The organism is Actinomadura madurae (assembly GCF_047130825.1).
Lineage (GTDB): Bacteria > Actinomycetota > Actinomycetes > Streptosporangiales > Streptosporangiaceae > Spirillospora > Spirillospora madurae.
Genome location: NZ_CP083237.1, coordinates 6,105,655 through 6,132,251 on the forward strand (window position 1 = coordinate 6,105,655; position 26,597 = coordinate 6,132,251).

Below are 26,597 nucleotides of genomic sequence, written 5' to 3' on the forward strand. Positions count from 1 at the left end.
GTTCACCTGGATAACATGACTTGCGTGGCACGCGTACTGGTGGTGGACGACGATCCGCGGCTGGTGAAAGTGGTCGCGAACCTTCTCCGCAAGCACGAGTTCCAGGTGGAGTCGGTACCCAACGGCGAACTCGGCCGCCAGGCCCTGCGCCGCGGCGACATCGACATCGCCCTGCTGGACGTCAACCTCCCCGACGTCAACGGCCTTTCGCTGATCTTCCAGCTCCGCGAGGAGGGCAACACCACACCGATCATCCTGCTGACCGTCCGCACCGAGGTGCACGAGCAGGCGCTCGGGCTCCGCCTCGGCGGCGACGACTACATCGTCAAACCGTTCAACCCCGAGGTGCTGCTCGCCCGGATCGACGCCGTGCTGCGGCGCAGTGCCCCCAGCACCCCGAGCCGGACCGAGACCCCCCGCAACGAGCACCTGGAGATCCCGCCGGTCACGATCGACCTCACCGCCCGGCTGGCGTACAAGGACGGCATGCCGGTGCGGCTCGCCCCCCTGGAGTACGCCGTCCTGGAGTTCCTGGCGGTCAACCGCGGAAGGGCGGTCTCCAAGGAGGAGCTCATGCTGAGCGTGTGGGGCACCAGCCGGGGCGTGTCCCGGACCCTCGCCGAGCACATCTCGCGGCTGCGCCGCAAGCTCGGCGACGACCTGATCATGACCCAGACGGGATACGGCTACCTGATCCCCGCGCCTCCGGGGGATCGCGCAACCACAACTCAGTGACGAGGACGTCCTCGCGCTCGGTCCGCGACCACATCTGGTGGCCGTGGGCCTGCATCGCCGCCCGCCACCGGGCGAGCCCGAGTTCTCCGCCGATCCCCTGACCGGCCCTTGACGGCCACGGCAGCCCGACCCGCGCGACCGCCCGTTCGAGATCGGCCCGGTTCCGGTCCTTCGTGACCGACCGCACGGTGTGGACGGTGAACTCCTTCTGCCGCCGGACGTGCACACGCTGGCGGACGACGCCGAGCAGGGCCTCGTGGGTGCGCTTGGCGTCCGTGACGATCCGGTCCGCGCCCTCCTCCGGCCGCTGCGCCTCGGTCAGGTCGGCGAGCAGCCGGCCCAGCGCGTCGATGGCCGAGCCCAGCAGGACCGCGTCCTCGTTCGTGTCCCCCATCGCCGCGTGACCGAGCAGCTCGGTCGTCACCGCCGCGATGGTGAGCTCACCGGCCATCCGGTGGGCGAGCCCCCGGGTGAACCGGTCGTGCCAGCGCTGCGGGTCCGCCGGCCCGGGAGTCTTGAAGATCATGGCGGACGCCGGCGTCAGCGGGACCGCGGTGACGGCGCCGCAGGTGAACGTCGACTGCCAGCTCATCGCCTGCCCGGCGGTGATGAGCGACTCCTTGTCCAGGACCGCGCCCAGGTCGCCGGTCAGGTCATCCACCCGGCCGGGCGGGACGCCCGAGCGGGAATGCACGCACACGGGAAGCATCGGGTCGCGACACCTCAGCGAGCGGCCGTGTCGGGGCCGCCCGGGCACGGGTGCGCGGTGGCCGTCCTCCCGGCGGGCGGTGACTCGGGACCGGCATAGCTCATCGTTCGCACCGTAATGGTTCCTCTCGTCCTCTGGGAGGCGGGGACGCCGCCCGTCCTGAACCGCCGTCGGCGTCTTCCCCCCGCCCCCTCTAAGGTCCGTGCGCTCGTGAATCGGCAACCGTATCCGGTCATCCGACCGGGAACCTGGCCGAGATCGCACACCGCGGGCGCACCGGGCGCCCACCGCAGCCGCAACGGGCGTCCGATACAAGATCAATTTCAGATCAACGCGCTGGCGCCCCGGCGAAATTCCCGGAGGGCGGCCCGCCGCGGGGACATGGGGCGCCACCTCGGCATTCACCGCTCCGTGTCGCCTTCGTCTCCGTGCGTGCGCCGCGGAAACCGCCTCGGGGGCGCTGTCAACACGTGTCAAGACGCGGGCCCGTTTTGAGTGATCGTCAAGCGGCACAGCACACGAGCAGCCGAGGGAGATGGACATCGTGCACCCGCACCGCGACGGCCACCCCACCACCGACACGTACCAGAGCCACAACGACGATCTCTTCGAACGGCGCACCGCGCTCAAGGACCGGCTCGCCGCCCTGCACGCCGGGTCCGGCGCCGACCAGGCCGAGGTGCGCCGGGTGGAACGCGAGCTCGACGATCTCACCTACGAGATCATGATCGCGAACTACGGCCTGGTCAGGCAGTACGTCTCCATGTTCACCTCCAAGTCCAACGAGCACAGCCAGGACTTCGAGAGCGCCGGCAAGGTCGGGCTGCTGTGGGCCATCTCCTCCTACGATCCGGCCCGGGGCCCGTTCGCGAGCTGGGCGTTCAAGCCGATCCAGCGCGAGGTGCTGCGGGCCGTCCGGGACGCCGACTACCCGAACCTCAATCTCGGCGACTTCGAGAAGCGGCCGGTCATCCTGGCGGCGGAGCGGGCGCTGTGCGACGAGGCCGGGCCGGACGCCACCGTGGAGCACGCCGCCATCGCCCGCCGGGCGGGGGTGTCGGAGGCCCAGGTCCGCCGCGTCCTCGACGCGCCCCGGCTGGACAGCCTGCAGACCCCGCTGAGGTGCGAGGACGGCCACCCGGTCCAATGGGAGGACCGGCTGGCGGACTCCTCCTCAAGCCTTGAGGAGGAGGTGCTGCTCAGGCTGCACCTGGGCATCGTCACCCGCGAGGGCCTGCCGAACCTGGACGGCCGCGAACTGTACGTGCTGACCCGCCGCTTCGGGCTGGACGGCGAGCCGGAGGAGTCGCTCCGCGTCATCGGCGAGCGCCTCGGGCTCTCCCGGGAGGGCGTCCGGCAGATCCAGCAGAAGGCGCTGGCCAAGCTGCACGAGCCGCTCGCCGCGGTCTGACGGCGGACGCGGCGCGTTGACACCCGGGACGTTCCACGCACGGTCAGAGGCACCATGGCAAAGATCAACGAAGACGGGACGATAGTCCGCGGCCCCGCCGGCGGAGTGACGGCCGGCGGCTACGACCAGGGCACCATCACCACCACCTACGGCCGTCTCACCGCCGTGTTCGGGCCCCCCGACATCGGCGCCTACCCGGACGACTACCGCGACCTGAACGTGGACGAGATCCGCTACGAGTGGCTCATCGACACGCCGGACGGGCCCGCCCAGATCCACGACTGGAAGACGGGTGACCGGGATCTGCGCAAGACCGGCGAACTCTACGAATGGCGGGTCGGCGGGCACGGACCCGGCGTGATGGGGTGGATCGAGAAGGCCGTCAAGAACGGCTGAAAGAAGGGCACTCGTGCGTCCCGCCCGGAGGCCGCGACCCGGGCGGGCTCGATCGAGCACGAGGCCGCGCAAGCGAATCACACGGGCCGCTGCCGGGCTTTCAGGCGCTCACCCGGCTCCCCTCCGGATCCCTCACCCGCCGCCGCAGCTCCCGCAGTTCGGCGCCGAACGCCTCGACCGTGTAGGTCGGCGCGGATATGCCGGCGTGAGGGAGCCCGAAGCCGGCGAGATGGCGCCGCGTCGCCTTCATCAGCAGGGAGGCTCCGATCCGTGTCTTGGCCAGATCCTCACTCGGACCGACGAGTACGGCGACCCCGCTGCGGGTCTGGTAGACCACCGCATGGTCGTTGAGGATCTCGTCGAGCCGACCGGCCAGAAGGCATCGCGCCTGCACGGCGGCCTCGTCACCGAGCGCGGCGAGTTCCTTCACGTGGACGGCCGCCAGAGCCCAGTAGCCCGGAAGGTCACGGCCGAGCACCTGGTCCAAGGCGTCCTCGTCCGGCGGTTCGACGCTCACCCGCGGGCTCGGTTCCTCCTGTCCCCCCGCCACGATGTCCATCGAACGATTTTCGGTGGAATCGGGTCCCGACATGTGTTCTCCCATCTCCGGATTGCACGACGAACAACGCGCGACATCCAGAGGAAACCGTTCCGAGGAATCACCACATGGCAACTTCCGAACCGGCCTCGATCGGCGCCTCGCAGGGGCACGGCCACTCGGGGAAACACGTCTCGGATCGGAAGGTTGCAAACCCGGGCGGTCACGGACGGTCCTGGTTGGTGACTTCGCGATCGGAGGCGCACGATCGCGGGACACCGTGCCCCGCCCCGCCTCTGCGCTTTCCCCCGTGGCGCCGAGGCGGGGCCCTGCATCTCCTCCGGCAGGGTCGTCCGCCCGGACTCGACGAGGCCCGCTCCCGCGCGGTCGGCGATGAGTTTCCGGCATTTCCGTGGTCGAAACCGGTGACACATCGATCACGGACAGAAGGACGACATGTCACTCGATCTCTTCGCCGGAGTCCCCGTCACCGACTACCAGGCGGCGTTGCCGTGGTACGAGCGGTTCTTCGGCGGGAAGCCGTCATTCCTGCCGAACGACATCGAGGCGGTGTGGGAGGTGGCCGAGAACCGCTACATCTACATCGTCCAGGACCCGGAACGCGCGGGTAAGGCGCTCGTCATGTCGTTCGTCGACGACCTCGACGACCGGGTCGCCGGGCTCGCCGAGCGTGGCCTCGAACCCGCGGACCGCGAGACCTACGGCAACGGCGTCACCAAAGTGATCTACCGCGACCCGGAGGGCAACGAACTCAGCCTCGGCGGCCAGACCCGCTAGGCGACGATCGCGAGCAGCGCCGTCATGGCGCTGGTGAGCTCCGGGTCACCCTCCGAAGTCGACCGCCGGCGGGCCTCCTCCACGGTGATGCCTCTGGTCGCCAGGCGCCAGAAGGTGTCCTGATCCATCGCGACGAACGCGGCCGGCGCCCCTCGGGCGTCGGCCATACACCACCGCCCACCCTGCCGGACCACGGCCCACCATCCGCCCGCCGGGCCGCGCACTTCCAGATGTGCCGTGCTGTTCTCGGGCCGGTCGTGCGTCCGCAACGTCTCCGGCAGGGCCCGCGCGAAGAGGTCCAGCACCGGAGCCATGAGGTCGGGTTCGACGGCGCCAGGAGCGGAGACCGCGTCGCGCACCTGCTGCTGGTGGACCCAGAACTCGGTGTAGTCGCGGCCGATGTCCAGCCAGGCGGGACTGTCGATGTCGGTGGCGGCCCATGAGACGTTCAGATCCGCGGTGGCCTTGAGGTCCCGAGCCGCCCACAGGGCATCGAGCCGCGGCCCCAGGTGATCCAGCAATTCGATCATCAGTCGCGGGCTGAGCTGCCGGGAGGCCCGGACGAACTCCTCGTTGGTCCGGGCCAGATAGGCGGGCAGCGTCTCGTCATCGGCGAAGACGGCTCCGGCGTGCCCGTCGCGGCTGCCCGACAGGCGGCGCATGTAGTCGTTGAGCACGTGCGCGACGACGTCGTGCACGTCCCAGCCGGGGCACACCGTCGGCGCGGCCCAGTCGGCGGGGGCCAGGCCGCCGAGCAGGTCGAGCAGCGCCCGCCGTTCGCGGGGGAACAGTGGACGGACGTCGACGGCCGGCCCAAAGATCACCATGGGGCGACCCTATCCGCGGGCTTCCATCGACTCGACGATGCGGATGAATCCGGACGTGCCGTGTCCGCGCTCGATGACGCGGCGCGCCATCTCGTCCGCCGCGCGCATCATGCGCGCGTCGATGCCGTGGGCTTCGGACGTCTCGATGATGTGGGCCATGGACGACGCCGCGGACGTGATCGGGTTGCCCTCGCCGGAGAACCCGCCGCCGGCCACGTCCTCCGCGGTCTGCTCGAAGATCGGCGGCAGGATGGCGCCGATGCCCTTGGCGAACGGCGCCAGCTCGCGTGCGCCGATGCCCTCGGCACCGGCCAGGGCCAGCGCGTGGGCGTAGCCGGCCATCGCCGTCCAGAAGATGTCGAGCAGCGCGACGTCGTAGGCCGCCGCCCGCCCGATGTCCTCGCCCAGGTGGGTGTGGCCGCCTCCCAGGGCGTCCAGGACGGGACGATGCGCCCGGTACAGCTCGTCCGGGCCGCTGTGGAGGAACACCGCGTCGGGCGTGCCGATGGTCGTGGTCGGCGTCATGATCGCCCCGTCCAGGTACCCGATGCCGTGCTCGGCGGCCCAGGCCGCGGTGCTCCGGGCCCGGTCCGGGGTGTCGGCGGTCAGGTTTACCAGGGCGCGGCCTTTGAGGGCCGTGGTCACCGCGGCGCGGCGCACGATCGCGTCCACCGCATCTCCGTTGACCACGCAGACGACGGTCACCCCGCTCGCGGCGACCGCGGCTTCGGGCGACTCCGCGCGGGTCGCGCCCCGCTCGACCAGGTCCCGGTCCTTGCCCGGCGTCCGGTTCCAGACGGTGGTCGGCACGCCGGCGTCCAGGAAGGCGCCGGCCAGGGCCCGGCCCATCGGCCCGAGACCGAGCACCGTGACGGCAGACTGTTCGTTGTACGAGGGCATGGCTCAACTCCTGCGTTAGTGCGAATGGGGATGGACGATGACGCGCAGCCGCGCTCAGGATCCGAATGTCTGCGGAGTGACCGCCGCCATCGCCGTGATCGATGGCAAATGGAAGACGCTTCTGCTCTGGCTCCTGGAATCGCGCCCGCACCGTCCCGGCGAGCTGCGCCGGCGGTTGCCCGGTCTCACCGAGAAGGTGCTGACTCAGGCGCTCCGGGAGATGGAGAGCGACGGGCTGGTCCATCGCGAGGTGCACGACGAGCGCCCGCTGAAGACCGTGTACTCGTTGACTCCGTTCGGCCGCGACCTCTCCGAAGCGCTGGAGCCGCTCTCCGAATGGGGCCACCGCCGCCTGGAGAGACTGGCCGCTTCCGAGCCGGCCTCCTGATACACCGCCACGCCTCCGTCCGTGTCCGGGGGCCGTCCGACCGCCCATGACCCAGCCTCACGGCACCGCGTCCGACCTGCAAGTACCCACAAAAAGGTGGCCACCGCCGCCCGCCCGCTTCAGCCTCTCCCGCCGGCCTGCTCCAGGCGATCGGTCAGAAGGCTCTGGAAATGCGGGCACGTCATGATGTCGTCGTGCGGGCAGTCGCCCTCGATCATGTGGAGTGCGGCCTGCGCCCGCGCGATCCGTGTCAGCAGCCGCTCGCGGTGCCGGGCCACCACCTCGCGGCGGGCCGGTGCGGACCGGGCGGCCAGCATCGTCCGGATGTCCGCGAGCTCGAAGCCCGCCTCCTTCGCGATCAGGATCGCCGCCACCCGGCGCAGGTCCGCGTCGGTGTAGCGGCGGCGGTCGCCCGCGCGGGCCGGTGCCAGCAGCCCTTCCGCCTCCCAGTAGCGCAGCACGTGCGCCGGAAGCCCGAACCGGGCCGCCACCTCGCCGATTGACTTCATGTCGGCATTAAGTCGCACATCGCCGACCATGTCCACGCCACTCCCCAGGCCGGCGGGTCCCCCGCTTGGGGGAGAGGTGTCCCCGGGCGGGGGGACGATCCGCCGCGACACCGCTTCCTAATCTCGGTCCAATGGCCGAGGAGGAATGGCGATGAGCGGTGTTGCGGCGCAATTCGCGAATATCGTCGGGGACGCGAATCTGCTGACAGGCGCGGCGATCCCCGAGGACTACGCGCACGACGAGGCCCTGCGGGTCGCCCCTCGGCGTCCCGCCTACCTGGCGAAGCCGGGAAGCGCCGAGGAGGTCGCGGGGCTGCTCAGGGCCGCGGGCGAGCACGGCGTGCCGGTCACCGCGCGGGGCTCGGGCACCGGGCTCTCGGGGGCCGCGCGGCCGCGGGAGAACGGCCTGGTGATCTCGTTCGAGCGGATGAACGCCGTGCTGGAGGTCGACACCGCGAACCACGTCGCCGTGGTCCAGCCGGGCGTCACGCTGGCCGACCTGGACGCGCGGACGGCCGAGGCCGGGCTCGGGTACACCGTCCACCCCGGCGAGCTGAGCGCGAGCGTCGGCGGCAACGTCGGGACGAACGCCGGCGGGATGCGCGCGGTCAAGTACGGCGTCACGCGGCACCACGTCGTCGGGCTGGAGGCGGTGCTGCCGACCGGAGAGATCATCCGGACCGGCGGCAAGATCTCGAAGGTCTCGACCGGCTACGACCTGACCCAGCTGATCATCGGCTCCGAGGGCACGCTCGCGATCGCGACCGAGATCATCGTGCGGCTCCACCCGCGCCTGCCGCACGGCGCGACGGTGCTCGCCCCGTTCGCGACCTTCGACGAGGTGCTGACCGCCGTCCCGAAGATCGTCTCCAGCGGGCTCGAACCGCACATCCTCGAATACCTCGACACCCTGACGCTCACCGCGATCAGCGACCACGTGCGGCTCAACCTCGGAATGCCCGCGGACGTCCGCGACTCCGCGGAGGCGTACCTGGTGGTGGCGCTGGAGGACCGCGACGGCGACCGGCTGCAGGACGACATCGGCGAGCTCGGCGGCCTGCTCGACGCCCTCGGCGCGCTGGACGTCTACGTCCTCGAAGGCGGCTCGGCCCGCAGGCTCATCGAGGCGCGCGAGAAGTCGTTCTGGACGGCCAAGGCGTTCGGCGCCGACGACGTCATCGACGTGGTGGTCCCGCGGGCCGCGATGCCGGAGTTCCTGCGCCGGACCAAGCGGCTCGCGGAGCCGTACGGGGCGAGCGTGGCCGGGTGCGGGCACGCCGGCGACGGCAACGTCCACCTCGCCGTCTTCTGCGAGGACCCGGACGAGCGGAGGAAGCTGCTGACCGGCGTCTTCGCGCTGGGCATGGAACTGGGCGGCGCGATCTCCGGCGAGCATGGTCTCGGCCGGACGAAGTCCGGGTACTTCCTGGAACTGGAGGACCCGGCGAAGATCGCGCTGATGCGGCGCATCAAGGCGACCTTCGACCCGGCCGGGATCCTCAACCCGGGTCTGCTTTCCGACGAGGAGGCCGCCAGGTGAACGGCGCGCAGTCACTGATCCGCACGCTCGCGGACGCAGGCGTGGAGGTGTGCTTCGCCAATCCCGGCACCTCGGAGATGCACTTCGTCGCCGCGCTCGACTCCGTCCCCGGGATGCGGGGCGTGCTCGGCCTGTTCGAGGGGGTCGTCACCGGCGCCGCGGACGGCTACGCGCGGATCGCCGGGAAGCCGGCCGCGACGCTGCTGCACCTCGGCCCGGGTCTCGGCAACGGGCTGGCGAACCTGCACAACGCGCGCCGCGCGCGCACCCCGATCGTCAACGTGGTCGGCGACCACGCGACCTACCACCGGCGCTACGACGCACCGCTCGACTCCGACATCGAGGCCGTGGCCGGCTCGCTCGAAGGCTGGGTCCGCCGGTCCGAGCACGCGAAGGACGTCGGCGCCGACGCCGCCGCGGCGGTCGCGGCCGCCCAGGACGCCCCCGGGCGCATCGCGACGCTGCTCCTCCCGGCCGACGCGTCCTGGGGCGAGGGCGGCGAGACCGCCGCTCCCGTCCCGCCGCGCGGCCCCCGGGCCGTCGACGCGACCACCGTGCGGGACGTCGCCGGGGTGCTGACCGGCGGCGAGCCGGTGGCACTGATCATCGGCGGCGACGCCTGCCGCGAGGCCGGGCTGCGCGCGACCGGCCGGATCGCCGCCGCGACCGGCGCGCGGGCGTTCGCCGAGACGTTCCCTGCGCGGCTCGAACGCGGCGCGGGCCTGCCGGCGATCGAGCGGCTCGGCTACCTCGGCGAGCAGGTCGCGCAGCAGCTCGACGGGGTCGCGCACGTGGTCGTCGCCGGGGCGAAGGCGCCCGCCTCGTTCTTCGCCTACCCGGGCAGGCCGAGCGACCTGGTACCCGAGGGCGCGCGGGTTCACGTACTGGCGGAACCCGGGCAGGACGTCCCGCGCGCGTTGGCCGACCTCGCCGACCTGGTCGCCGCCGGAACCGAGCCGGTGCTGCAGGAGCCCTCCCGTCCCGCGCTGCCGTCCGGGCCGCTGACCCTGCAGAACTGGGCCGAGGTGATCGGCGCGCTGCTCCCCGAGCGCGCGATCATCGCGGACGAGGCGAACACCTCCGGGCTGGCGCTGCCCGCCGCGACCGCGGGCGCGCCGCGGCACGACGTGCTGACCCTGACCGGGGGCGCGATCGGCTTCGGCATGCCCGTCGCGACCGGCGCGGCCGTCGCCGCGCCGGACCGGCCGGTGATCGACCTGCAGTCCGACGGCAGCGCGATGTACACGATCTCGGCGCTGTGGACGCAGGCGCGGGAGGACCTCGACGTCACCACGGTCCTGCTGAACAACGGCGCCTACGCCATCCTGCGGCTGGAGCTGCAGCGGGTCGGGGCGGACGGCGGCCCCAAGGCGGCCGAGCTGCTCGACCTGTCCCGGCCGGAGATCGACTTCGTCGGGATCGCCGAAGGCATGGGCGTTCCCGCGACGCGGGCGACGACCGCGGAGGAGCTGGCCGAGCAGTTCCGGCGGGCGCTGGCCGAGCCCGGCCCGCACCTGATCGACGCGATCGTCCCGCCGCTGCTCTGACGGCGCCGGCCACCCGATGTCCCCCGGGCGACGAGCCCGGGCGCGATCACCACCTCCCACCCGACCGGAGGAGCAAGCATGTCCGAACATGTCCACATCTGCGAGCAACTCGCCGGCCGGGACACCCCCGCGCTCAGCAACGCCCTGCGCCGCACCGAGGCCGGCGCCGACGGGCAGGCGTACACCGACGGCTCGCTCCGCCGGATCGCCGGGGGACGTTTCCTGGGCACCGCCGTCACCGCCACGATGCGGGCGAGCGAACCGGGCGACGACGCGGTACCCGTCGCCGAGCTGCACCGGGCCGTGCTCGCCGCCGAGGGACCGGTCGTCGTCGTGGTCCAGGACCTCGACGAGGTGCCCGGCGCCGGGGCGTCCCTCGGCGAGGTCAACGGGACGCTGCTGGCCGCGCCGGCGATCTCCGGGTTCGTGACCAACGGGCGGGTGCGGGACGAGCCGGACCTGCGCGCGATGGGTTTCGCCGTGCACGCGGCCGGTCTGTGCGTCGCCCGCGCCCACATGCGGCTCACCGCGATCGGGGTACCGGTGCGGGTCGGCGGCCTCGACGTGGAACCCGGCGACCTCCTGCACGGCGACCAGCACGGCGTCCTGCGCGTCCCCCGCGCCGTCGCCGGCCGGCTTCCCGCGCCGGCCGAGGAGGTCCGCGCCGAAGAGCGGTCCTTCGTGACCTGGGCGCGGTCGCCCGAGTTCACGCCGGAGGGGCTGCTCGCCTTGAAACGCGTCCGGCACCAGGCGGCCCGGTGCGCATCTTCATCACCCGGGCCCTGCCCGGGGACGTGCTCGCACCGCTCACCGGGATCGGCTCGGTGACGGTCTCCCCCCACGACCGGCCGCTGACGCCGGCCGAGCCGCGCGCCGCGGTGGCCGGCGCCGACGCGGTGATCACGACGCTCAACGACCGGATCGGACCGGCCGTCCTCGACACGGCCGGGCCGCGGCTGCGCGTGGTGGCGAACACGGCCACCGGCCACGACAACCTCGACGTCGCCGCGATCACCGCGCGCGGCGCGGTCGCCACGAACACCCCGGGCGTGCTGGTCGACGCGACCGCCGACCTGACGACGGCGCTGCTGCTCGACGTGCACCCCACCTCGGCTCCGCCACCACCGAGACCCGGACCCGGATGGCCGAGGTCGCGGTGGAGAACGTCGTCTCCGTCCTGACCGGCGGCGGACCGGTCACCCCGATCCACCTGCCCTGATAACGCCCTCTTTTTTGGGAGAACCGATGACGCAATATCCGACCCGCGTTTCGCCAGTCGACCTGGACGGCCTTTCCGGCCGCCAGGAGGCCGTGCGCATCAAGATGGGGCCGTACGGGGAGAGCGGCACCTCCACCATGATGAAGACCTTCCTCAACTATCCCGAGTTCGCCCGTTCCATCGGACGGATCGGCACGCGCGTCACCCTGACCGGCGACCTGCCGCCGCGCCTCGCCGGACTCGCCTCCCTGCGGACGGCCTGGCTGGGCGACAGCGAATACCTGTGGTCGCACATTCGCGAGCGATGCCTGGAGATCGGCCTCAACGAGGACGAACTCGCCGAGGTGGCCGCCGGCGTCTCGGGTGGCGGGCTGAGCGGCATGGACAGGCACATCGTCGAGGCGATCGACGAATTGCACCGGACGCATTACCTGAACGACGAGAAGTGGTATCGGATCGGCCGGCTCGGGCCGAACGCGCTCATGGACATCATGACGACCTACGGCTTCTTCGTCTCGCTCGCGGCCGCCGTCAACAGCATGGGCGTGCCGTTGGAGGACGGCCTCACCGGTTGGGGCGCGGTGCGTGACGTGGCGGACCACGAAGGCGACCGGAACCTCAAGGCCCCGCGCAGCCTGCCCAAACGCGTCTTCGAGGCCGACTACGCGAACCTGAGCCCGCGGCAGATCGAGCAGGCGAACCGCATGGGCCGCCGCGGCAAACCGAGCACGTCGAAGCTGCAGAAGGCGATGATCAACTACCCGGAGTTCCTCCAGGCGATCTCCCCCTTCGGCAAGCGCGCCATCGACGACACCTGCCTCCCGCCGCGCGTGTGGCAGCTCGCCTGCATGCGCACGGTCTGGCTGTGCGACAGCGAATACCTGTGGTCGCAGCACCGCAAGGCGAGCCTGAAACTCGGCGTCACGGACGAGGACCTTCTCGGCGTCGCCGAAGGCCCCGAGAGTTCACGGCTGGAGAGTTTCGACCGCGTGGTCGTCAGCACCGTCGACGACATGTACCACCGGAACCGCATATCGGACGAGCACTGGAAGCAGTTCGACCAGTTCGGTCCCGAAGGCGTCACCGATCTCATCCTCGTTTACGGGCTCTACGTCCTTCAGTCCTGCGTCGCACGCAATTTCGGCACGACCTTGGAAGAGGGATCGGTCGGTTACCTGCCCGAACTCGACCGGTTCCGCGACGGGCAGCAGCGCACGCTCTGAGACGAGGCGAACTGAGACGAGGCGGAGGAAAATGGACGACACATCTGATCGCCGGTCGCAGGACTGGTTCGGCGGCCGAGGCGCGAAGGGCTTCGCGCATCGGAGCTGGGTGCGAAGCCGCGGCGTGCCGGAGGACCACTTCGACGGCAGGCCCGTCATCGGCATCTGCAACACCTGGTCCGAGCTGACCTCCTGCAACTCCCACTTCCGCGAGCTGGCGCAGCACGTCCGGGAGGGGATCCTGGAGGCGGGCGGCGTCCCGATGGAGTTCCCCGTCATCTCGACGGGCGAGACGCTGACCCGTCCCACCGCCATGCTGCTGCGCAACCTCTGCAGCATGGACGTCGAGGAGACCCTGCGCGCCAACCCGCTCGACGGGGTGGTGCTGATGATGGGCTGCGACAAGACGACCCCCGGACTGCTGATGGGGGCCGCCAGCGTGAACCTGCCGACGATCGGCGTGTCGGCGGGGCCGATGCTCAACGGCAGCTTCCGCGGCAGGCCCTTCGGGATCAAGGACGTCTGGAACCTCTCGGCGGACCTGCGCGCGGGCCGGGCGACGGTCGCGGACGTGGAGGAGGCCGAGTCCTGCCTCAACCGCACCGTCGGCGTCTGCAACGTCATGGGCACCGGGTCGACGATGGCGGCGATGGTGGAGGCGATGGGCGTCGGCCTGCCGGGCAACGCCGCGATCCCCGCCGTCGACGCCCGGCGCCGGGTGCTCGCGCGCATGGCGGGGCGCCGCGTCGTCGACATGGTCCGCGAGGACCTCACGCTCGACCGGCTGATGACCCGCGCGGCGTTCGAGAACGCGATCAAGGTCAACGCCGCGATCGGGGGCTCGACCAACGCCGTCATCCACCTGACCGCGGTGGCGCGGCGGATGGAGGTGCCGCTGTCCATCGAGGACTGGCACCGGATCGGCAGGGACATTCCCACGCTGCTCAACATCCAGCCGTCCGGCGACCACCTGATGCAGGACTTCCACGAGGCCGGCGGCCTGCCGGTGATCATCCGGGACCTGTGCGAGGCCGGCCTGCTGGACGGCGGCGCGCTGACCGCGTCCGGCCGCACGCTCGCGGAGAGCAACGCCGGCGCCGTCTGCCACGACCGCGACGTGATCTTCAGCGTGGCGGAGCCGTTCAAGTCGCACTCGGGGATCGCGGTCCTGCGCGGCAACCTGTGCCCGGACGGCGCCGTCATCAAGCCGTCCGCCGCGGAGCCGCGGCTGCTCAAGCACCGGGGCCGGGCCGTCGTCTTCGAGAACCAGGACGACCTGAACGAGCGCGTCGACGATCCCGGTCTCGACATCGACGCGGACTCGGTCATGGTCCTGAAGAACTGCGGCCCCAAGGGCTTTCCCGGCATGCCGGAGCTCGGCATGATGCCCATTCCGGCGAAGCTGCTGGCCCAGGGCGTCAGGGACATGGTGCGCATCTCCGACGCGCGGATGAGCGGTACCTCGTTCGGCGCGGTCGTCCTGCACGTGTCCCCCGAAGCGGCCGCCGGCGGCGCGCTGGACGTGGTCCGAAATGGCGACGTCATCGAACTCGACGTGGCCGAGCGACGGCTCGATCTGCTCATCTCCGACGACGAACTGCGGGAGCGGCTCGAAGCGCGTCAAATTCCCGAACCGAAGGCCACGCGGGGCTACGCGAAGCTCTACATCGACACCGTGAACCAGGCGCACGACGGGTGCGATCTGGATTTCCTCGTCGGCAAGACGGGCAGCGCCGTCCCACCCAACCAGCACTGATTCCTCCCTATGGAAAGGACGCCGGCATGAGCACGTCAATCAAGGTCTATGTGCCGCAAGGTTCACTGGGAGTCGGCCTCTTCCCGGAGGAGATCGACCTCGCCCTCGCACGCGACCCCGACGCGATCTCGCTGGACGCGGGATCGACGGACAGCGGCGCGGCCTATCTCGCCAAGGGCATGTCCAAGAACGACCGCAACTCCGTGAAAAGGGACCTGGAACTGCTGATGCACGCCCAGCGGACCGCGGAGATCCCGCTGCTGATCGGCACGGCCGGGCAGGCGGGCGGCGACCTGAACGTCGACTGGACGCGGGACATCGTCCTGGAGATCGCCAAGGAGAAGGGGTACTCGCCGAAGATCGCGCTGCTCTACTCGGAGCAGTCGCCGGAGATCGTCAAGCGGAAGCTCGCCGAGGGCCGGATCTCCAACCTGCCGCCGCTCGGCGACCTCGACGAGGCGCGGATCGACCGCTGCCTGCACATCGTCGCCCTGATGGGCCCCGAGCCCTACTTCGCCGCGCTGGAGGCCGGCGCCGACATCATCATCGGCGGGCGCGCCTCCGATCCGGCGGTCATCGCCGCCTACCCGCTGTGGAAGGGCGCGCCCGCCGGCCCGTCCTGGCACGCCGGCAAGATCGCCGAGTGCGGCGGCCAGGCCACGTCGGCGAAGACCGGCCAGCGCGGGGTGCTGATCGAGATCGGCGCGGACGGCTTCGACGTCGAGCCGGTGGACCCGCGGTTCAAGGCCACGGTGAACGGCATCTCGGGGCACTTCCTCTACGAGAACAAGAACCCGTGGCGGCTGACCGAGCCGGGCGGCGAACTCGACGTGACGGACTGCGAGTACGTCCAGCTGACCGAGTCGAAGGTGCGGGTGACCGGCTCGGAGTGGATTCCGCGGCCGTACACGATGAAGCTGGAAGGCGCCTCGGGGAACCTCTTCCAGACCATCATGATCGTCGGGATCGCCGATCCCGACGTGCTGGCCGCCCCCCAGACGTTCCACGACAAGATGCTGTTCACGATGACCGAACGGGCGAAGTCGGCCACCGGTCTCGACGAGGGCGACTTCCACATCTCCCTGCGCATGTACGGCTACAACGGGGTGAGCGGCATGCCGCCGGCTCCGGGATCGGTGCCCCTCGAAATCGGCCTGATGGGCGTCATCACGGCCAAGACGCAGGAACTCGCGAGCGAGATGGCGAAAGCCTGCAACCCGTACTTCTTCCACATGCCCATCCGGATGGGAATGGAGCTGCCCAGTTACGGCTGGGCGTTCACGCCCGGCGACATCGACCGCGGCCCCGTCTACCAGTACGAGCTGAACCATGTGGTCAGCCTCGACGATCCGCTGGAACTCGTCCGCTTCGAAATGATCGACGCCTGAAGAACCGAGAGAGAGAGAAGGTGGCCAGCGATGCCCAAGGTCAGTGAAGTCTGCCGGCACGTCGAATCGAAGGTGGCGGGGCCGTTCTGGGTCACGATCGACCTGATGTTCGACGGCGAGGAGAACTACGACCGCTACGTCCGGAGCCCGGAGCTCAGCGCCGAGTCCGTCGGGACGATCTACGGCGTCGATCCGGAGACCGTGTCCTTCTACCCGATCCCCCAGTTGAAGGTTCTGAAGATTTCTTATCCACGGCGCGTCCCGCAGGGCGGTGTCGAGGAACGCGACCTGCATTCCGGCCAGCAGTACGCCTACCTGCTCGACGTCGAACTCTCCTGAGAGGACGGGAACGGCATGACCGGCCAATTCGGTGACTACCAGTTCGAGATCTACCTCGACGCGTTGAGCGGGAACGTCTCGGACCTCCCGATGGACTACGCGACGCTGGAGCGCAAGGCGGCCGCCGCGCTCCCGCGGTCGCTGCACTCCTACATCGCGGGCGGAGCGGGGGACGAGGCGACCCAGCGCCGCAACGCCGACGCCTTCGCGCGGTGGGGGCTGGTACCGCGCATGCTGGTCGGCGCCGAGAAGCGCGACATGTCGGTCACGGCGTGGGGGCAGACGTTCCCCGCCCCGATCTTCATGGCGCCGATCGGCGTGGTCGGGCTGGTCACCGCCGACGGGCACGGGGACATCGCGGTCGCGCGGGCCGCCGCCGAGACCGGCGTGCCCGCGATGTTCTCCACGCTCATGCAGGACCCGCTGGAGGAGGTGATCGAGCACGCGGGCCCGACGCCGAGCCTCTTCCAGCTCTACACGCCCAAGGACCGCGATCTCGCGGCCAGCCTGGTCGAGCGCGCGGAGAAGGCCGGCTACCGCGCCATCGCGGTCACCCTCGACACCTGGATCCCCGGCTGGCGGCCCCGCGACCTGGCCACCGGCAACTTCCCCCAGCTGCGCGGGCACGTCCTGAAGAACTACTCCGGCGATCCGGTCTTCCGCCGCCTCGCCGGTCCGGCCGGCGCGCCGCGGGAGGACGTCCGCGCCTGGGCGGAGACCTTCGGCAACCCGCTGACCTGGGCCGACCTGGACTGGCTCCGGTCGCTGACGGAGCTGCCGATCATCCTCAAGGGGATCTGCCACCCGGACGACGCCCGCCGCGCCGTCGACGCCGGTGTGGACGGCGTCTACTGCTCCAACCACGGCGGGCGCCAGGCCAACGGCGGCCTCAGCGCCCTTGAACTCCTGCCGGACGTGGTGGCGGCCTGCGACGACCGGGTGCCGGTCCTGTTCGACTCCGGCGTCCGGAGCGGGTCCGACGTGGTCAAGGCGCTCGGCCTCGGCGCCACCATGGTCGGCATCGGCCGCCCCTACGTCTACGGGCTCGCGCTCGGCGGCGTCGCCGGGCTGGTCCACGTGCTGCGGATGCTGCTCGCCGAGGCGGATCTGCTGATGGCCGTGAACGGGTACCCCGACCTCGCGGCCGTGCGCGCGAACACCAGGAAGGCGGGATGACGCGTCCCGCGGGCGGTTGCGCGTCCTAGAGGTCCTGCTCGTCCCCGACCTGGACGATGCCGTGCCGGTAGGCGTACCGGACGGCGTGCACCCGGTCGCGCAACTTCAGCTTGGTGAGGATCCGCGAGACATGGGTCTTGACGGTCTCGTCGCCGATGTAGAGGCGCGCGCCGATCTCCGGATTCGTGAACCCCTCCGCGAGCAGCACGAACACCTCGCGCTCCCGCGCCGTCAGCCGGGCCATCCCGGGCGGCGGCTCCGGAGGCGCCTCCTCGGCCGGGGCCAGGGCGTCGGCGATGCGCGGCGTGAGCCGCCGCACGACCGACGGGTCCACGTAGGCGTCGCCGCGCGCCGCCGCCCGGACCGCGGCGATGAGCTCCTCCGGCGGCAGGCTCTTGAGCACGAAGCCGTGCACCCCGGCGGTCAGCGCGCGGTGCAGGTACTCGTCGCTGTCGTAGGTGGTGAGCATCAGCATGCGGACACCGGTCAGCCCCGAGGCGACGATCTCGGCCGCCGCCGCCAGCCCGTCGAACTTGGGCATCCGGACGTCCAGGATCGCGAGGTCCGGGCGCAGCCGGATGGTCTCCGCGACCGCGGCGCGCCCGTCCGCGACCTCGGCCACGCACTCGAAGTCCGGCTGGGTGCTGAGGATCGCGCGCAGGCCGGACCGGAAGGTCGCGTGGTCGTCGGCGATCAGTACGCGGAACATGACGGTGCTTCTCCTGGTGATGGGGCGCCGCAGGACACGCTGACCCTGGTCGCCCAGGTCCGGCCGGCGGCGTCGGGTCCGTGGGAGACGGTGCCCCCGAACAGGGCGGCCCGGCTGCGGATGCCGTCCAGCCCGCGCCCGGTCGAGGGGCGGTCGCCGCGCTCGGACCGCGGCCCGATGCCGTTGCGCGCGGTCAGCACGATCCGGGTCTCGCCGAAGTCGAGATCGACCTCCACGACGTTCCCGTCCCCGTACCGCAGCGCGTTGGTCAGCATCTCCTGGGTGATCCGGTACAGCGCGGCGTCGACGGGGCCGGGCAGCCCGCGCGGCGCGCCGCTCACCCGGAACCGGACGGCCAGCCCCGACCGGTGCACCCCGTCGAACAGGTCGACGAGGTTGGCGAGCCCGAGCTGGTCGGTCGAGTCCGCCTTCTCGTGCAGGACGTCGAGCATGCGGCGCAGGTCGGCCATCGCCGAACGGCTGGACGACTCGACGGCCCCGAGCGAGTCCATGATCTCCGAATCGGCGAATTCCGGTTTGGCCGCGAGTTTCATCCGCGCGGCGCCCGCGTGCACCCCGATCGCGCTCACGTGGTGGGAAATGACATCGTGCAGATCACGCGCGATCGACGTCCGGACCCTGTCGACCGCCCTCTCCATTTCCGCGGCGGCCTCGCGCAATTCGTTCTCCCGGTTGTGGCGCAGTTCCGAAATGTGCGCGCGGCGGGACGAGGTGTACCTGCCGACCAGCCAGGGAATGCACGCGTCCTTCATCATCTCGGTGGCGGCCGCGAGGGGGTTCGCCGGGTCGGCGACCAGCTGCGCGGTGACCGCGCCCACCGCCAGCGCGGAGACGGCGCCGACGCTCCACCGGCCGCGCAGCCACGCGCCGGCGCGGTAGGCGGCGATCACCGTCCCGACCAGGTCGAGCTCGGGCTCGGGGGTCCCGCGGAGCACGACGGCGAGGCCGACCGCGGTGACCGCGTGCAGGACGACGACCCACCCGGAGTACCGGACGGGCAGCGCCAGGGCGGCGTCGACGCCCACGACGGCGGCGAGCACCCCGGCCCGGAGCGCGACGGGCAGGTCTGGCGTCGCGACGCCCACCACCACGGCGTCGACCAGCAGGCACGCGACGGCGACGGGGAGGGCCCGCCGTTCGAGGGAGCGCATCACGCGGGGAGCGTCCGCCCATCGCGGGGACGCCCGCGCCACCGCCGTCCCGGCGTCGTCCGCATTCGCCACCGAAGCGATGTTATCCGGACCACACCGGGCGAGGAGTCCCCCGACCAGGGGATACGCCTCCCCGGACGGTGTGACGACCCGCCGCGACCGGGCTCCTACGCTCGGCCTCGTCGCAAAAGTCTTCCGAGGTCATTCCGCTTGCCGGGTGCCTTGGCGGGGGTCACAGCAGAGAGGAAACACCATGCTGGCTCTCCTGGGGTTCGGGACGATCGGCCTCTTCACCGCATTGGTCATGACGAAAAGGCTGTCGGCCGTCGCCGCCCTCATCCTCGTCCCCACGGTATTCGGACTGATCGGCGGGTTCGGTGCCGATCTGGGCGACATGATGATCTCCGGAATCGCGGAAACCGCGCCGACCGCGGTGATGCTCGTCTTCGCCCTGATGTATTTCCTGGTGATGTTCGAATGCGGGCTGTTCGAGCCGTTCGTCCGCCGGATCGTCGCCGCGGTGGGCGACGATCCGGTGCGGATCGTGGTGGGCACCGCGATCCTGGTCATGATCGTCGGCCTGGACGGCGACGGCGCCACGGCCGTGCTGATCACCGTGTCCGCGATGTATCCGATCTACCGCCGGGTCGGCGTCAACCCGCTGATCATCGCCATGCTGCTGGGCGTCATCTGCCCGATCCTCAACTGGATGCCGTGGGGCGGCCCGGCGGCCCGGATGGCGATCTCCCTCAAGATCGACATCACCGACATCGTCGTCCCCATGCTGCCGGCGTTCTTCGTCTCGCTCGCGGCCTGCCTCGTCTTCGCCTACGTCCTCGGCCGCGCGGAGCGGAAGCGGCTGCGCGGGCTCGAAGCGCCGGCGGAGGCGGACGCACCGGGGGGCGCCGACGCACCGGGGGGCGCCCACGAACCCCGCACGGTGATCGAGCCCCGGAACTTCTGGTTCAACTTCCCGCTCACGGTCGCGCTCATGGTGGGCCTGGGGCTCGGGATCATGCCCCTGCCGGCGCTGGTGATGACCGCGTTCGCGATCGCGATCACGGTCAACTTCCCCAACCTGCGCGAGCAGCAGGAGCGGCTGAAGCCGCACGCCGGCACCGTCGTCATGCTGATCACGCTCATCCTGGCGGCCGGCGCGTTCACCGGCATCATCAGCGAGAGCGGCATGGTCGAGGCGATGTCCGACCACATCATCTCGGCCGTCCCGGAGAGCTGGGGCGGGGCCTTCGCCTTCGTCACCGCGGCGCTCTCCATGCCGATGCTGATCATCCTGTCGACCGACGGCTTCTACCTCGGCGTCGTCCCGATCCTCGCGCAGACCGCCGGAGAGTTCGGCATCCCGCCCGAGGTGGTCGCCCGCGCCGCCCTGATCGGCATGCCCCTGCACTCGCTCAGCCCGCTGATCGCCCCGATCTACTTCGTCGCCACCCTGCTGCGGACCGACATCGGGACGCTGCAGCGCTTCGCCTGGCCATGGACCCTCGGCCTCAGCGTCATCGCCATGGCCGCCGCCACCGTCACCGGCGCCATCTACGCCGCATAACCCCAGTCACAGGAGGCACGGGTGCGATTCATCACCTACACCACCGGCACCGAAGAGGGCGTCGCGATCAAATCCGGAGAGGGCTATCGAGGCCGTCCGGTCTCCGAGCTCGGCGGCGACCTCCAGCACTTCCTGCGCAGCGACGCCGACCTGGCCGACCTGGGGAAGACCCTCGACGGCGCACCGGAACTCGCCCTGCCGGACGTGCGGCTGCTACCACCGGTCGTCCGGCCGGGGAAGATCCTCTGCATCGGGCTGAACTACCACGAGCACTCGGCGGAGAGCGGCTTCGAGGCGCCGTCCTACCCGGCCGTCTTCGCCCGGTTCGCCAACAGCCTGGTCGCGCACGGCGAACCGCTGGTGCGGCCGGACGCGTCCGACCTCCTCGACTACGAGTGCGAACTCGCCGCCGTCATCGGCAAGGGCGGCAGGCACATCGGCGAAGACGAGGCGCTCGACCACGTCGCGGGCTACTCCGCGTTCAACGACGGCTCCGTCCGGGATTTCCAGATCAAGTCGCAGCAGTGGACGATGGGCAAGACCTTCGACGGCACCGGCGCCTTCGGCCCGGAACTCGTCACGCGCGACGAACTGCCCCCCGGCTGCGCCGGACTGCGCATCAGGACGCTCCTGAACGGCGAGACGATGCAGGAGGCCGACACCAAGGACATGATCTTCGGCGTGGCCGCCCTGGTCTCCCTCCTCTCCGAGGCCATGACGCTGGACCCGGGCGATGTGATCGTCACCGGCACCCCCGGCGGCGTCGGCGCCCTGCGCGACCCGCAGGTCTGGCTGAAGCCGGGCGACGAGTGCACGATCGAGATCGAGCAGATCGGCTCATTGACCAACCCGATCGTCCAGGAAACCCCACACTGACCCGCAACGAACCGCCCCAGCCTGACGCGCAGCCCGTCGCGTCAGGCTGGGTCGCGTTGAGGGCGGCCCTTTGGTCGCCGTACTAACCTTCGAACGTGAGTTTCAGTTTGTACGCGCGAAAGGTGCGTGATCCCACTCGGCCCTACCCTCGGCGGGTCGCAGATCTCCAATCGTGCGTGCAGTTGTATCGCCCCCTCGGTTTCCATGCGACCCTCAGCTATTTGGAGGAGATCGCGGGGCCGTTTCGACGCGACGAGCAATCGCTGCTGCGTGCCTTGGAGGCGCTCACAACCAGCCGCGAACTGTGGAAGGCGGATGTCCGCGACTACGCCGCCAAGCGTGGACGCGCGAAACTGCAGGGTCAGCGAAGCCCTCGCCCCGCAGACCTTGATCCCAGCCACTCGCCCGGCCACTGGTACGGCGCTCCGCAAGAGGCGGCCCTGCACGCTCTGAGGTTCTGGTCCCGCAAGCGCCTCCCCACCCTTCTCGAAGCGTCTGACCAGGTCACCGAAGACCTGAACACCTGCGTAATCGCGTGCCTGGAATCAGGTGGCTCGCTCACCGCCGCACAGCACAAGATCTTCACGAACTGCAAGACCGTCCTCCAGAAGCGTCTACAGCCCGGCATCGCCCAAGACGATCCAACGGCCTACTTCCGCACCTGCGATCTCCTGACAGTCGCGGGCCTGCTGGAAACCGTTCGCACCGCGTCCTCCGACTGCCGCACTTAAAACAAGCTCAGGCATACCGGGAGACAGTCAGCGAACTAATGTTCCTCTCGGATTGCCGCCGGGTGTCGGGTGTCGGTATCGGCTGGCAGTATTACGGGCCATGAGCGACAGGGAAGGCGGCCCGCTTGCCGGGCTGGACGAGGTCGACTGGGCCGCCCTCGAACATGCCTACGGCTCGGCCGAGGACGTGCCCGACCAACTCCGGGCGCTCGCCTCAGAGTCAGCCGGCGAGCGCGACAAGGCAAGACACGAGCTGTACGGCAACATCTTCCACCAGGGCAGCCGGTACGAGGCGACCGCGCACGCCGTCCCGTTCCTGGCCGCGCTGGCCGCCGACCCCCGGGTCCAGGACCGCGCCGGCATCGTGCACCTCCTCTCCGCGATCGCCATCGGCTACGACGAGTCGTACCTGCCGCACGGCGTCGACATCACCGGATGGCGCGCGGGCATCCAAGAGATGCGTGCCGCCGACCCCGACGAAGAGCTGCGCCGAATGGAGCAGTGGGTCGCAGAGGCCAAGGACGAAGGCGAGCGAAGAGTCCGCGAGATGCATCTCGCCGCATTCGAACCCGGCCAGTCCCTGCACCACGCCGAAGCCGAACTCGATGCATACGACGCCGTTCGCGCCACCAGTCCGACGCTGCGCGACCTACTCGGCGATCCTGACCCGGAGATCCAGGCCGCCGCGGCGTACACGCTGGGCTGGTTCCCGGAAGAGGCGGCCGACACGCTGCCCGCCCTGCGGCCGCTCCTGGAGCCGGGCATCGTCCCCGCCGTCGCGGTGAACGCGATCATCTCCGCGGGTCTGCTGTCCGGCCATGACCTCGTACCGCGGCTCCGCGCTTTCCTGACCGGCCAGGACGCGCTCCTCCGGTGCGCCTCCGCGATCGCACTGGCCCGCCTGGAGGTCACCGACCCGGACGTCCTGGACGTGCTGGAGGCGGCCGCCGTCCAGCCACCCGAGAACTCCGAACCCGGGATCCATCATCTGGACGGCAACGTGCGCGGCTACGCGACGATCACGCTCTCGGGGATCGAGGAGCGGGCGCATCCGAGGCTTCTCGGCGCCCTGCTCAAGGGGCTGGCGCTCAGCTCCGGCCCCGATGCCTTCCCAACGGCCGAGGCCGTGCTGCAACACGTCTTCGGGCAGCCGCGGAGCACGCCCCTGCCGCCATTCGCGGAGCTGACCGAACCGCAGCAGCTCGCCGTCCGGACACTGGCCGAGATGGGGGACGACACCTGGCGGTGGGGCAACTTCATGCTGATGCTCAGCTCTTGGGGCCTCCCGTCCCGGCGAGCGAAGTGCCGCACGTACGCGGGGCTGGACTGAGACGGGGTTCTAGCTGGAAGGCGAGCCTGCCGTCCTCACCCGTCAGGGGTTGGATCGCCCCCCGGCAGCGGCGAGGACCTCGCCCAGCTGACCACGTGCTTGGGCCGAACGCAGGTGGTCGAGGTAATCGCGGGACTCAACGATCTTCCCGTCGCGGACCCGCATGACGAAGATCGCCGGAACGGCGAAGGGCTCGCCGGTCTCCACCACGGTCCCCTCGTACCGGAACTCGGCCACGATGACCTCGGGATCCGCGGTCTCGTGAACAGTGATGCCGACCGGCCGGCGACGCAGGGTGTGCCCTGTATAGGCGCCAGGCGGTGCGTCGATCCCGAAGTGCGCGCGCAACTCCTCAAGAGACCGCAGCGGGGGCGCCGCAAGTGGATGGAAAGGGTGCTCTACGTGGGTCTTCTCGGCGTAGAACTCGATCACGTCTTCCCAGCGTTCCTCGCAGACGCCGTGCACCAGCCTCAGAAAGATCTCGCGCGGAGTCACGGATTCGGGCATGAGACCTCTCTCTCATCAGAGGCATCAATATAGTTCGTCACCGAATTATTCGTCAAGGAATCATCTACCCACCGCCCGCCGAGTGGACCACGCTGGCGCGTGCTTCGCGCCTGCCGGGTGGCATGATCGGTGTCGTGTTGGTCATCCAACGGGTTCGCACCGTCTGGACCGGACGCGGCAGAGGTGCGGCCGAGGCGACCAAGCGCGGCCGGCTTCCCAAGGCATTCCCCGTCCCAGAGAGTGACGGTGGCGGGGAAGTACTTGTGCACGAGGTCTGGATGCGGGAGGCCGATGGGTACGTCCCGTCTGAGGAACTCCGCACCCACGGCGACCTTTCCGAGGTGGACTGGCTGTGCCTGAAGCGCGAACCGAGCGGCGCGATCCGAATTGAGCGCCAGCCGGTCTGGGCTTCCTTTCCGGTGACCAGACGAATGGTCCACATCGGAACCCTGGCACCGGGCCAAAGCGCGTCGTACCGGGCCAACTTCCGGCTCTCCGGCTATTCAATGACCTGGACGTACTGCGACTGGGCAGTCAGCATTGCCCACGAGACTCCCGAGAGCGCCATGTTCCTCGGACGCCACTACAGTCTCGAACGCGACGACAGGGTCTCCCTCTACGGGAAGCCCTCCCACCGCTGACCTGGCACGCTCTTGCCCGCTGCCGGAGCGCGCCAGGTCGCATTGTTCATTCGGGGCCGAAGAGCAGTGTCAGGACGAAGGCGAGCGCGAGGCATAGCCCGAAACAGATGAAGACTCCGCCGACCCAGCCGCCGCGCATCGACGTGCCTTCGACAAAAGCCACCGCGGGCTTCTTGGGGTGGTACAGGACTTTGACCTGGCTCCCCTCACGCAGGTTCCGCATCCCGATGTCGCCACCCTTGGTCGTGATCTCGCGCCCGTCCTCGGTGACGAACTCGACGATCGCCTCCCGGATGGTGCTCCCGTTCTCGCTGAAGATGACGTCGAGCTTGGTGATGCGTCCCGAGACGCGCACCGCGCGGGCACGGAACAGCCTGGCCCTGGCCAGCAGGAAAACCCCGGCCACGAAAAGGCAGCCCGCGAAGACGACCAAGAGTGACAGCTCGTCCACGAAACCTCCCGGTCGCCGCCGCGGCCCTTCGCCCAGACCGTCTGCGGCAGGCTACATGGACCCCTTGCGACCTTCAGGATGCCGGGGGTTGGCGTCACGTCATCTCGCCGGCGGTTCGGCGGTGTCGAGAAACGCCATCAGCGCATTCGACGCCCGCTCGATATGGGCCTTCATGGCCTCGTCGGCCTTGCGGTCGAGCGTCAGACGTGCCTCAAGCAGGTACCGGTCTGCGCATCGTCTCGGTGGCCGAGCAAATCGCCCTGGCCTTCGCTTGCCATTTCCGGCCGCTACCGCTGAAAGGACCCTTGGCAGACGATCAAGATGCCTGGCCGGGCCGAATCGATTCCCGATGGGCCACCATTGCGCTGCGGTCGCCCGGGCACGTCCAGACCCGCCCGTTGACCAGCGTTGCAACCCATCCTGGCCGCGCAACGGCGGGCACGCGCGCGGGTCCGCAGCGAGAACTGTCGCCGATGGGGACGTCCTCGCCCCCAAGCCGCGTGACCAACCTGGTGATCGATAGTGGTCACCGCACTGGCCACTTCGATCCGGACTCAGGTCGGCCGGGCGGCGGGCCGGAGGCCGTCCATCAGAAGGTCGAGCAGGCGACCGGCCCTGGCTTCATGCTCGTGCCGGGGGGCCACGGTGAAGATGCCGATGAGGGACGCGGCGATGTCTTCGGCGGTGACGTCGGAGCGGAGGTCGCCCGCCGCGCGACCGGCGTCGAGAATCGTGGTGACGGCCGCCAGTAGCTCGCTCCGCGTCTGCACATGGGCGATCTCGCCCGACTCGATCATCGCGACCAGCGTGTCGAGCATGCCGTTCTTGGTCGCGACCCAGTCCCCGAACAAGTCCATCCAGCGCCGCATCGCCGCAGCCGGGGGCAGCCGGTCGAGCAACTCGCGGGCGCCGGTCGTCAGCCGCTCGACCTGGTCCCGGTAGACCGCATCGACCAGCGACTCGCGGGTCGGGAAGTGCCGGTAGAGCGTGGCGATGCCGACTCCGGCCTCGCGGGCGATCGCGCGCATCGACGTCTCGGCGTCAGCCGACGCGAACACGCGGGTCGCCACCGCGAGCAACTGGTCACGGTTACGGGCCGCGTCCGCCCGCGGCGCGCGCATCTTCGCCTCACCCAAAACGGATCACGCTCCGGTTGTGTTAGAGTCAGCCATGAAACGGAGCATAGTCCGTTTCATGCGTTCCCTCGGCCCCCAAGG

Annotated in this window: 29 protein-coding genes; 19 read left to right on the forward strand and 10 right to left on the reverse strand. The window is 70.3% G+C overall.

The features are described from left to right. The first annotated feature begins 24 nt into the window (after nucleotides 1-24). On the forward strand, nucleotides 25-735 hold the full coding sequence (locus tag K8Z49_RS27770) for a response regulator transcription factor (protein ID WP_075025004.1): 711 nt from the start codon (nucleotides 25-27) through the stop codon (nucleotides 733-735). On the opposite strand, the gene K8Z49_RS27775 is transcribed toward K8Z49_RS27770, so the two are convergent. Next, complete coding sequence (locus K8Z49_RS27775; RefSeq protein ID WP_075025003.1) at nucleotides 665-1,444, reverse strand: hypothetical protein; 780 nt, start codon at nucleotides 1,442-1,444, stop codon at nucleotides 665-667. The two genes, K8Z49_RS27770 and K8Z49_RS27775, sit on opposite strands and share 71 nt — an antisense overlap. A gap of 535 nt (nucleotides 1,445-1,979) precedes the next feature. On the opposite strand from K8Z49_RS27775, the gene K8Z49_RS27780 reads away from it, so the two are divergent. Further along, nucleotides 1,980-2,855 carry a sigma-70 family RNA polymerase sigma factor gene (locus K8Z49_RS27780; RefSeq protein ID WP_021597248.1) on the forward strand — a complete coding sequence of 292 codons (876 nt, stop codon included), beginning with the start codon at nucleotides 1,980-1,982 and terminating at the stop codon, nucleotides 2,853-2,855. Between the two features lie 54 nt (nucleotides 2,856-2,909). Next, complete coding sequence (locus K8Z49_RS27785; RefSeq protein ID WP_143118881.1) at nucleotides 2,910-3,251, forward strand: hypothetical protein; 342 nt, start codon at nucleotides 2,910-2,912, stop codon at nucleotides 3,249-3,251. 100 nt (nucleotides 3,252-3,351) lie between these two features. On the opposite strand, the gene K8Z49_RS27790 is transcribed toward K8Z49_RS27785, so the two are convergent. Further along, a complete protein-coding gene (locus K8Z49_RS27790; protein ID WP_412515603.1) occupies nucleotides 3,352-3,810 on the reverse strand; it encodes a hypothetical protein in 459 nt (152 codons plus the stop codon). A gap of 435 nt (nucleotides 3,811-4,245) precedes the next feature. On the opposite strand from K8Z49_RS27790, the gene K8Z49_RS27795 reads away from it, so the two are divergent. Then, nucleotides 4,246-4,587: a VOC family protein gene (locus K8Z49_RS27795; RefSeq protein ID WP_021597251.1), complete on the forward strand. Its 342-nt coding sequence runs from the start codon at nucleotides 4,246-4,248 to the stop codon at nucleotides 4,585-4,587. Here K8Z49_RS27795 and K8Z49_RS27800 read toward each other — a convergent pair. Both K8Z49_RS27800 and K8Z49_RS27805 read right to left on the reverse strand, forming a co-directional pair. After that, complete coding sequence (locus K8Z49_RS27800; protein ID WP_412515604.1) at nucleotides 4,584-5,414, reverse strand: maleylpyruvate isomerase family mycothiol-dependent enzyme; 831 nt, start codon at nucleotides 5,412-5,414, stop codon at nucleotides 4,584-4,586. The two genes, K8Z49_RS27795 and K8Z49_RS27800, sit on opposite strands and share 4 nt — an antisense overlap. 9 nt (nucleotides 5,415-5,423) lie before the next feature. Beyond that, a complete protein-coding gene (locus K8Z49_RS27805) occupies nucleotides 5,424-6,314 on the reverse strand; it encodes an NAD(P)-dependent oxidoreductase (RefSeq protein ID WP_075025001.1) in 891 nt (296 codons plus the stop codon). 37 nt (nucleotides 6,315-6,351) lie between these two features. On the opposite strand from K8Z49_RS27805, the gene K8Z49_RS27810 reads away from it, so the two are divergent. Next, the gene (locus K8Z49_RS27810; RefSeq protein WP_024935850.1) at nucleotides 6,352-6,702 is read left to right on the forward strand and encodes a winged helix-turn-helix transcriptional regulator; all 351 of its coding nucleotides are present in this window, start codon (nucleotides 6,352-6,354) and stop codon (nucleotides 6,700-6,702) included. A 119-nt stretch (nucleotides 6,703-6,821) separates the two neighbouring features. Here the strand turns inward: K8Z49_RS27810 and K8Z49_RS27815 are convergent, their stop codons facing one another. Further along, the gene (locus tag K8Z49_RS27815) at nucleotides 6,822-7,211 is read right to left on the reverse strand and encodes a MerR family transcriptional regulator (protein ID WP_075025000.1); all 390 of its coding nucleotides are present in this window, start codon (nucleotides 7,209-7,211) and stop codon (nucleotides 6,822-6,824) included. 151 nt (nucleotides 7,212-7,362) lie between these two features. On the opposite strand from K8Z49_RS27815, the gene K8Z49_RS27820 reads away from it, so the two are divergent. The 9 genes from K8Z49_RS27820 (at nucleotide 7,363) to K8Z49_RS27860 (ending at nucleotide 17,399) form a co-directional block, all read left to right on the forward strand. Beyond that, nucleotides 7,363-8,751 carry an FAD-binding oxidoreductase gene (locus tag K8Z49_RS27820; protein WP_412515605.1) on the forward strand — a complete coding sequence of 463 codons (1,389 nt, stop codon included), beginning with the start codon at nucleotides 7,363-7,365 and terminating at the stop codon, nucleotides 8,749-8,751. After that, nucleotides 8,748-10,298 carry an acetolactate synthase large subunit gene (locus K8Z49_RS27825; RefSeq protein WP_024935852.1) on the forward strand — a complete coding sequence of 517 codons (1,551 nt, stop codon included), beginning with the start codon at nucleotides 8,748-8,750 and terminating at the stop codon, nucleotides 10,296-10,298. The genes K8Z49_RS27820 and K8Z49_RS27825 overlap by 4 nt, the downstream gene beginning before the upstream one ends. A gap of 78 nt (nucleotides 10,299-10,376) precedes the next feature. Next, entirely contained in the window at nucleotides 10,377-11,126 is a 750-nt protein-coding gene (locus K8Z49_RS27830; protein ID WP_412515606.1) for an RraA family protein, read from the forward strand. Beyond that, nucleotides 11,123-11,479 (forward strand): hypothetical protein, encoded by a 357-nt coding sequence (locus K8Z49_RS27835; RefSeq protein ID WP_412515607.1) that lies wholly within the window; start codon nucleotides 11,123-11,125, stop codon nucleotides 11,477-11,479. The genes K8Z49_RS27830 and K8Z49_RS27835 overlap by 4 nt, the downstream gene beginning before the upstream one ends. 64 nt (nucleotides 11,480-11,543) lie before the next feature. Continuing rightward, the gene (locus K8Z49_RS27840) at nucleotides 11,544-12,740 is read left to right on the forward strand and encodes a carboxymuconolactone decarboxylase family protein (protein ID WP_412515608.1); all 1,197 of its coding nucleotides are present in this window, start codon (nucleotides 11,544-11,546) and stop codon (nucleotides 12,738-12,740) included. A gap of 31 nt (nucleotides 12,741-12,771) precedes the next feature. Then, a complete protein-coding gene (locus K8Z49_RS27845) occupies nucleotides 12,772-14,496 on the forward strand; it encodes an IlvD/Edd family dehydratase (RefSeq protein ID WP_412515609.1) in 1,725 nt (574 codons plus the stop codon). Nucleotides 14,497-14,522: 26 nt separating this feature from the next. Continuing rightward, nucleotides 14,523-15,884, forward strand: coding sequence for an acyclic terpene utilization AtuA family protein (locus tag K8Z49_RS27850; RefSeq protein ID WP_412515610.1), 1,362 nt, complete (start codon nucleotides 14,523-14,525; stop codon nucleotides 15,882-15,884). A gap of 30 nt (nucleotides 15,885-15,914) precedes the next feature. Further along, entirely contained in the window at nucleotides 15,915-16,223 is a 309-nt protein-coding gene (locus K8Z49_RS27855) for a DUF4387 domain-containing protein (protein ID WP_412515611.1), read from the forward strand. A 15-nt stretch (nucleotides 16,224-16,238) separates the two neighbouring features. Further along, nucleotides 16,239-17,399, forward strand: coding sequence for an alpha-hydroxy-acid oxidizing protein (locus tag K8Z49_RS27860; protein WP_412515612.1), 1,161 nt, complete (start codon nucleotides 16,239-16,241; stop codon nucleotides 17,397-17,399). 25 nt (nucleotides 17,400-17,424) lie between these two features. On the opposite strand, the gene K8Z49_RS27865 is transcribed toward K8Z49_RS27860, so the two are convergent. Together K8Z49_RS27865 and K8Z49_RS27870 are read right to left on the reverse strand one after the other, a co-directional pair. Further along, entirely contained in the window at nucleotides 17,425-18,108 is a 684-nt protein-coding gene (locus K8Z49_RS27865; RefSeq protein WP_021594017.1) for a response regulator, read from the reverse strand. Next, nucleotides 18,093-19,352 (reverse strand): sensor histidine kinase, encoded by a 1,260-nt coding sequence (locus tag K8Z49_RS27870; protein ID WP_412515613.1) that lies wholly within the window; start codon nucleotides 19,350-19,352, stop codon nucleotides 18,093-18,095. Before K8Z49_RS27870 ends, K8Z49_RS27865 begins: the two co-directional genes overlap by 16 nt. A gap of 181 nt (nucleotides 19,353-19,533) precedes the next feature. On the opposite strand from K8Z49_RS27870, the gene K8Z49_RS27875 reads away from it, so the two are divergent. From K8Z49_RS27875 to K8Z49_RS27890, 4 genes are all read left to right on the forward strand, one after another. Further along, nucleotides 19,534-20,844, forward strand: coding sequence for a CitMHS family transporter (locus K8Z49_RS27875; protein ID WP_412515614.1), 1,311 nt, complete (start codon nucleotides 19,534-19,536; stop codon nucleotides 20,842-20,844). Between the two features lie 21 nt (nucleotides 20,845-20,865). Further along, nucleotides 20,866-21,720: a fumarylacetoacetate hydrolase family protein gene (locus tag K8Z49_RS27880; RefSeq protein WP_075024992.1), complete on the forward strand. Its 855-nt coding sequence runs from the start codon at nucleotides 20,866-20,868 to the stop codon at nucleotides 21,718-21,720. Between the two features lie 221 nt (nucleotides 21,721-21,941). After that, nucleotides 21,942-22,451 (forward strand): hypothetical protein, encoded by a 510-nt coding sequence (locus tag K8Z49_RS27885; RefSeq protein ID WP_412515615.1) that lies wholly within the window; start codon nucleotides 21,942-21,944, stop codon nucleotides 22,449-22,451. A gap of 100 nt (nucleotides 22,452-22,551) precedes the next feature. Then, complete coding sequence (locus K8Z49_RS27890) at nucleotides 22,552-23,781, forward strand: HEAT repeat domain-containing protein (RefSeq protein ID WP_412515616.1); 1,230 nt, start codon at nucleotides 22,552-22,554, stop codon at nucleotides 23,779-23,781. A 42-nt stretch (nucleotides 23,782-23,823) separates the two neighbouring features. Here K8Z49_RS27890 and K8Z49_RS27895 read toward each other — a convergent pair whose 3' ends face one another. Then, nucleotides 23,824-24,288, reverse strand: coding sequence for a nuclear transport factor 2 family protein (locus K8Z49_RS27895; protein WP_412515617.1), 465 nt, complete (start codon nucleotides 24,286-24,288; stop codon nucleotides 23,824-23,826). A 122-nt stretch (nucleotides 24,289-24,410) separates the two neighbouring features. Between K8Z49_RS27895 and K8Z49_RS27900 the strand changes: the two genes are divergently transcribed. Next, a complete protein-coding gene (locus tag K8Z49_RS27900; protein WP_412515618.1) occupies nucleotides 24,411-24,929 on the forward strand; it encodes a hypothetical protein in 519 nt (172 codons plus the stop codon). A gap of 46 nt (nucleotides 24,930-24,975) precedes the next feature. On the opposite strand, the gene K8Z49_RS27905 is transcribed toward K8Z49_RS27900, so the two are convergent. Together K8Z49_RS27905 and K8Z49_RS27910 are read right to left on the reverse strand one after the other, a co-directional pair. Further along, nucleotides 24,976-25,380 carry a DUF3592 domain-containing protein gene (locus tag K8Z49_RS27905; protein ID WP_412515619.1) on the reverse strand — a complete coding sequence of 135 codons (405 nt, stop codon included), beginning with the start codon at nucleotides 25,378-25,380 and terminating at the stop codon, nucleotides 24,976-24,978. A gap of 554 nt (nucleotides 25,381-25,934) precedes the next feature. After that, on the reverse strand, nucleotides 25,935-26,516 hold the full coding sequence (locus K8Z49_RS27910; protein WP_075024988.1) for a TetR/AcrR family transcriptional regulator: 582 nt from the start codon (nucleotides 26,514-26,516) through the stop codon (nucleotides 25,935-25,937). Nucleotides 26,517-26,597 lie beyond the last annotated feature (81 nt).

What these genes read in the sequence shown, in the direction of transcription:
- K8Z49_RS27805 (WP_075025001.1), bottom strand. Translation starts at nt 6,314, where the DNA reads ATGCCCTCGTACAACGAACAGTCTGCCGTCACGGTGCTCGGTCTCGGG.
- K8Z49_RS27800 (WP_412515604.1), bottom strand. Translation starts at nt 5,414, where the DNA reads ATGGTGATCTTTGGGCCGGCCGTCGACGTCCGTCCACTGTTCCCCCGC.
- K8Z49_RS27855 (WP_412515611.1), top strand. Translation starts at nt 15,915, where the DNA reads ATGCCCAAGGTCAGTGAAGTCTGCCGGCACGTCGAATCGAAGGTGGCG.
- K8Z49_RS27780 (WP_021597248.1), top strand. Translation starts at nt 1,980, where the DNA reads ATGGACATCGTGCACCCGCACCGCGACGGCCACCCCACCACCGACACG.
- K8Z49_RS27785 (WP_143118881.1), top strand. Translation starts at nt 2,910, where the DNA reads ATGGCAAAGATCAACGAAGACGGGACGATAGTCCGCGGCCCCGCCGGC.
- K8Z49_RS27795 (WP_021597251.1), top strand. Translation starts at nt 4,246, where the DNA reads ATGTCACTCGATCTCTTCGCCGGAGTCCCCGTCACCGACTACCAGGCG.
- K8Z49_RS27845 (WP_412515609.1), top strand. Translation starts at nt 12,772, where the DNA reads ATGGACGACACATCTGATCGCCGGTCGCAGGACTGGTTCGGCGGCCGA.
- K8Z49_RS27775 (WP_075025003.1), bottom strand. Translation starts at nt 1,444, where the DNA reads ATGCTTCCCGTGTGCGTGCATTCCCGCTCGGGCGTCCCGCCCGGCCGG.
- K8Z49_RS27860 (WP_412515612.1), top strand. Translation starts at nt 16,239, where the DNA reads ATGACCGGCCAATTCGGTGACTACCAGTTCGAGATCTACCTCGACGCG.
- K8Z49_RS27875 (WP_412515614.1), top strand. Translation starts at nt 19,534, where the DNA reads ATGCTGGCTCTCCTGGGGTTCGGGACGATCGGCCTCTTCACCGCATTG.
- K8Z49_RS27840 (WP_412515608.1), top strand. Translation starts at nt 11,544, where the DNA reads ATGACGCAATATCCGACCCGCGTTTCGCCAGTCGACCTGGACGGCCTT.
- K8Z49_RS27790 (WP_412515603.1), bottom strand. Translation starts at nt 3,810, where the DNA reads ATGGACATCGTGGCGGGGGGACAGGAGGAACCGAGCCCGCGGGTGAGC.
- K8Z49_RS27890 (WP_412515616.1), top strand. Translation starts at nt 22,552, where the DNA reads ATGAGCGACAGGGAAGGCGGCCCGCTTGCCGGGCTGGACGAGGTCGAC.
- K8Z49_RS27900 (WP_412515618.1), top strand. Translation starts at nt 24,411, where the DNA reads ATGATCGGTGTCGTGTTGGTCATCCAACGGGTTCGCACCGTCTGGACC.
- K8Z49_RS27895 (WP_412515617.1), bottom strand. Translation starts at nt 24,288, where the DNA reads ATGCCCGAATCCGTGACTCCGCGCGAGATCTTTCTGAGGCTGGTGCAC.
- K8Z49_RS27820 (WP_412515605.1), top strand. Translation starts at nt 7,363, where the DNA reads ATGAGCGGTGTTGCGGCGCAATTCGCGAATATCGTCGGGGACGCGAAT.
- K8Z49_RS27850 (WP_412515610.1), top strand. Translation starts at nt 14,523, where the DNA reads ATGAGCACGTCAATCAAGGTCTATGTGCCGCAAGGTTCACTGGGAGTC.
- K8Z49_RS27815 (WP_075025000.1), bottom strand. Translation starts at nt 7,211, where the DNA reads ATGAAGTCAATCGGCGAGGTGGCGGCCCGGTTCGGGCTTCCGGCGCAC.
- K8Z49_RS27830 (WP_412515606.1), top strand. Translation starts at nt 10,377, where the DNA reads ATGTCCGAACATGTCCACATCTGCGAGCAACTCGCCGGCCGGGACACC.
- K8Z49_RS27865 (WP_021594017.1), bottom strand. Translation starts at nt 18,108, where the DNA reads ATGTTCCGCGTACTGATCGCCGACGACCACGCGACCTTCCGGTCCGGC.
- K8Z49_RS27810 (WP_024935850.1), top strand. Translation starts at nt 6,352, where the DNA reads ATGACGCGCAGCCGCGCTCAGGATCCGAATGTCTGCGGAGTGACCGCC.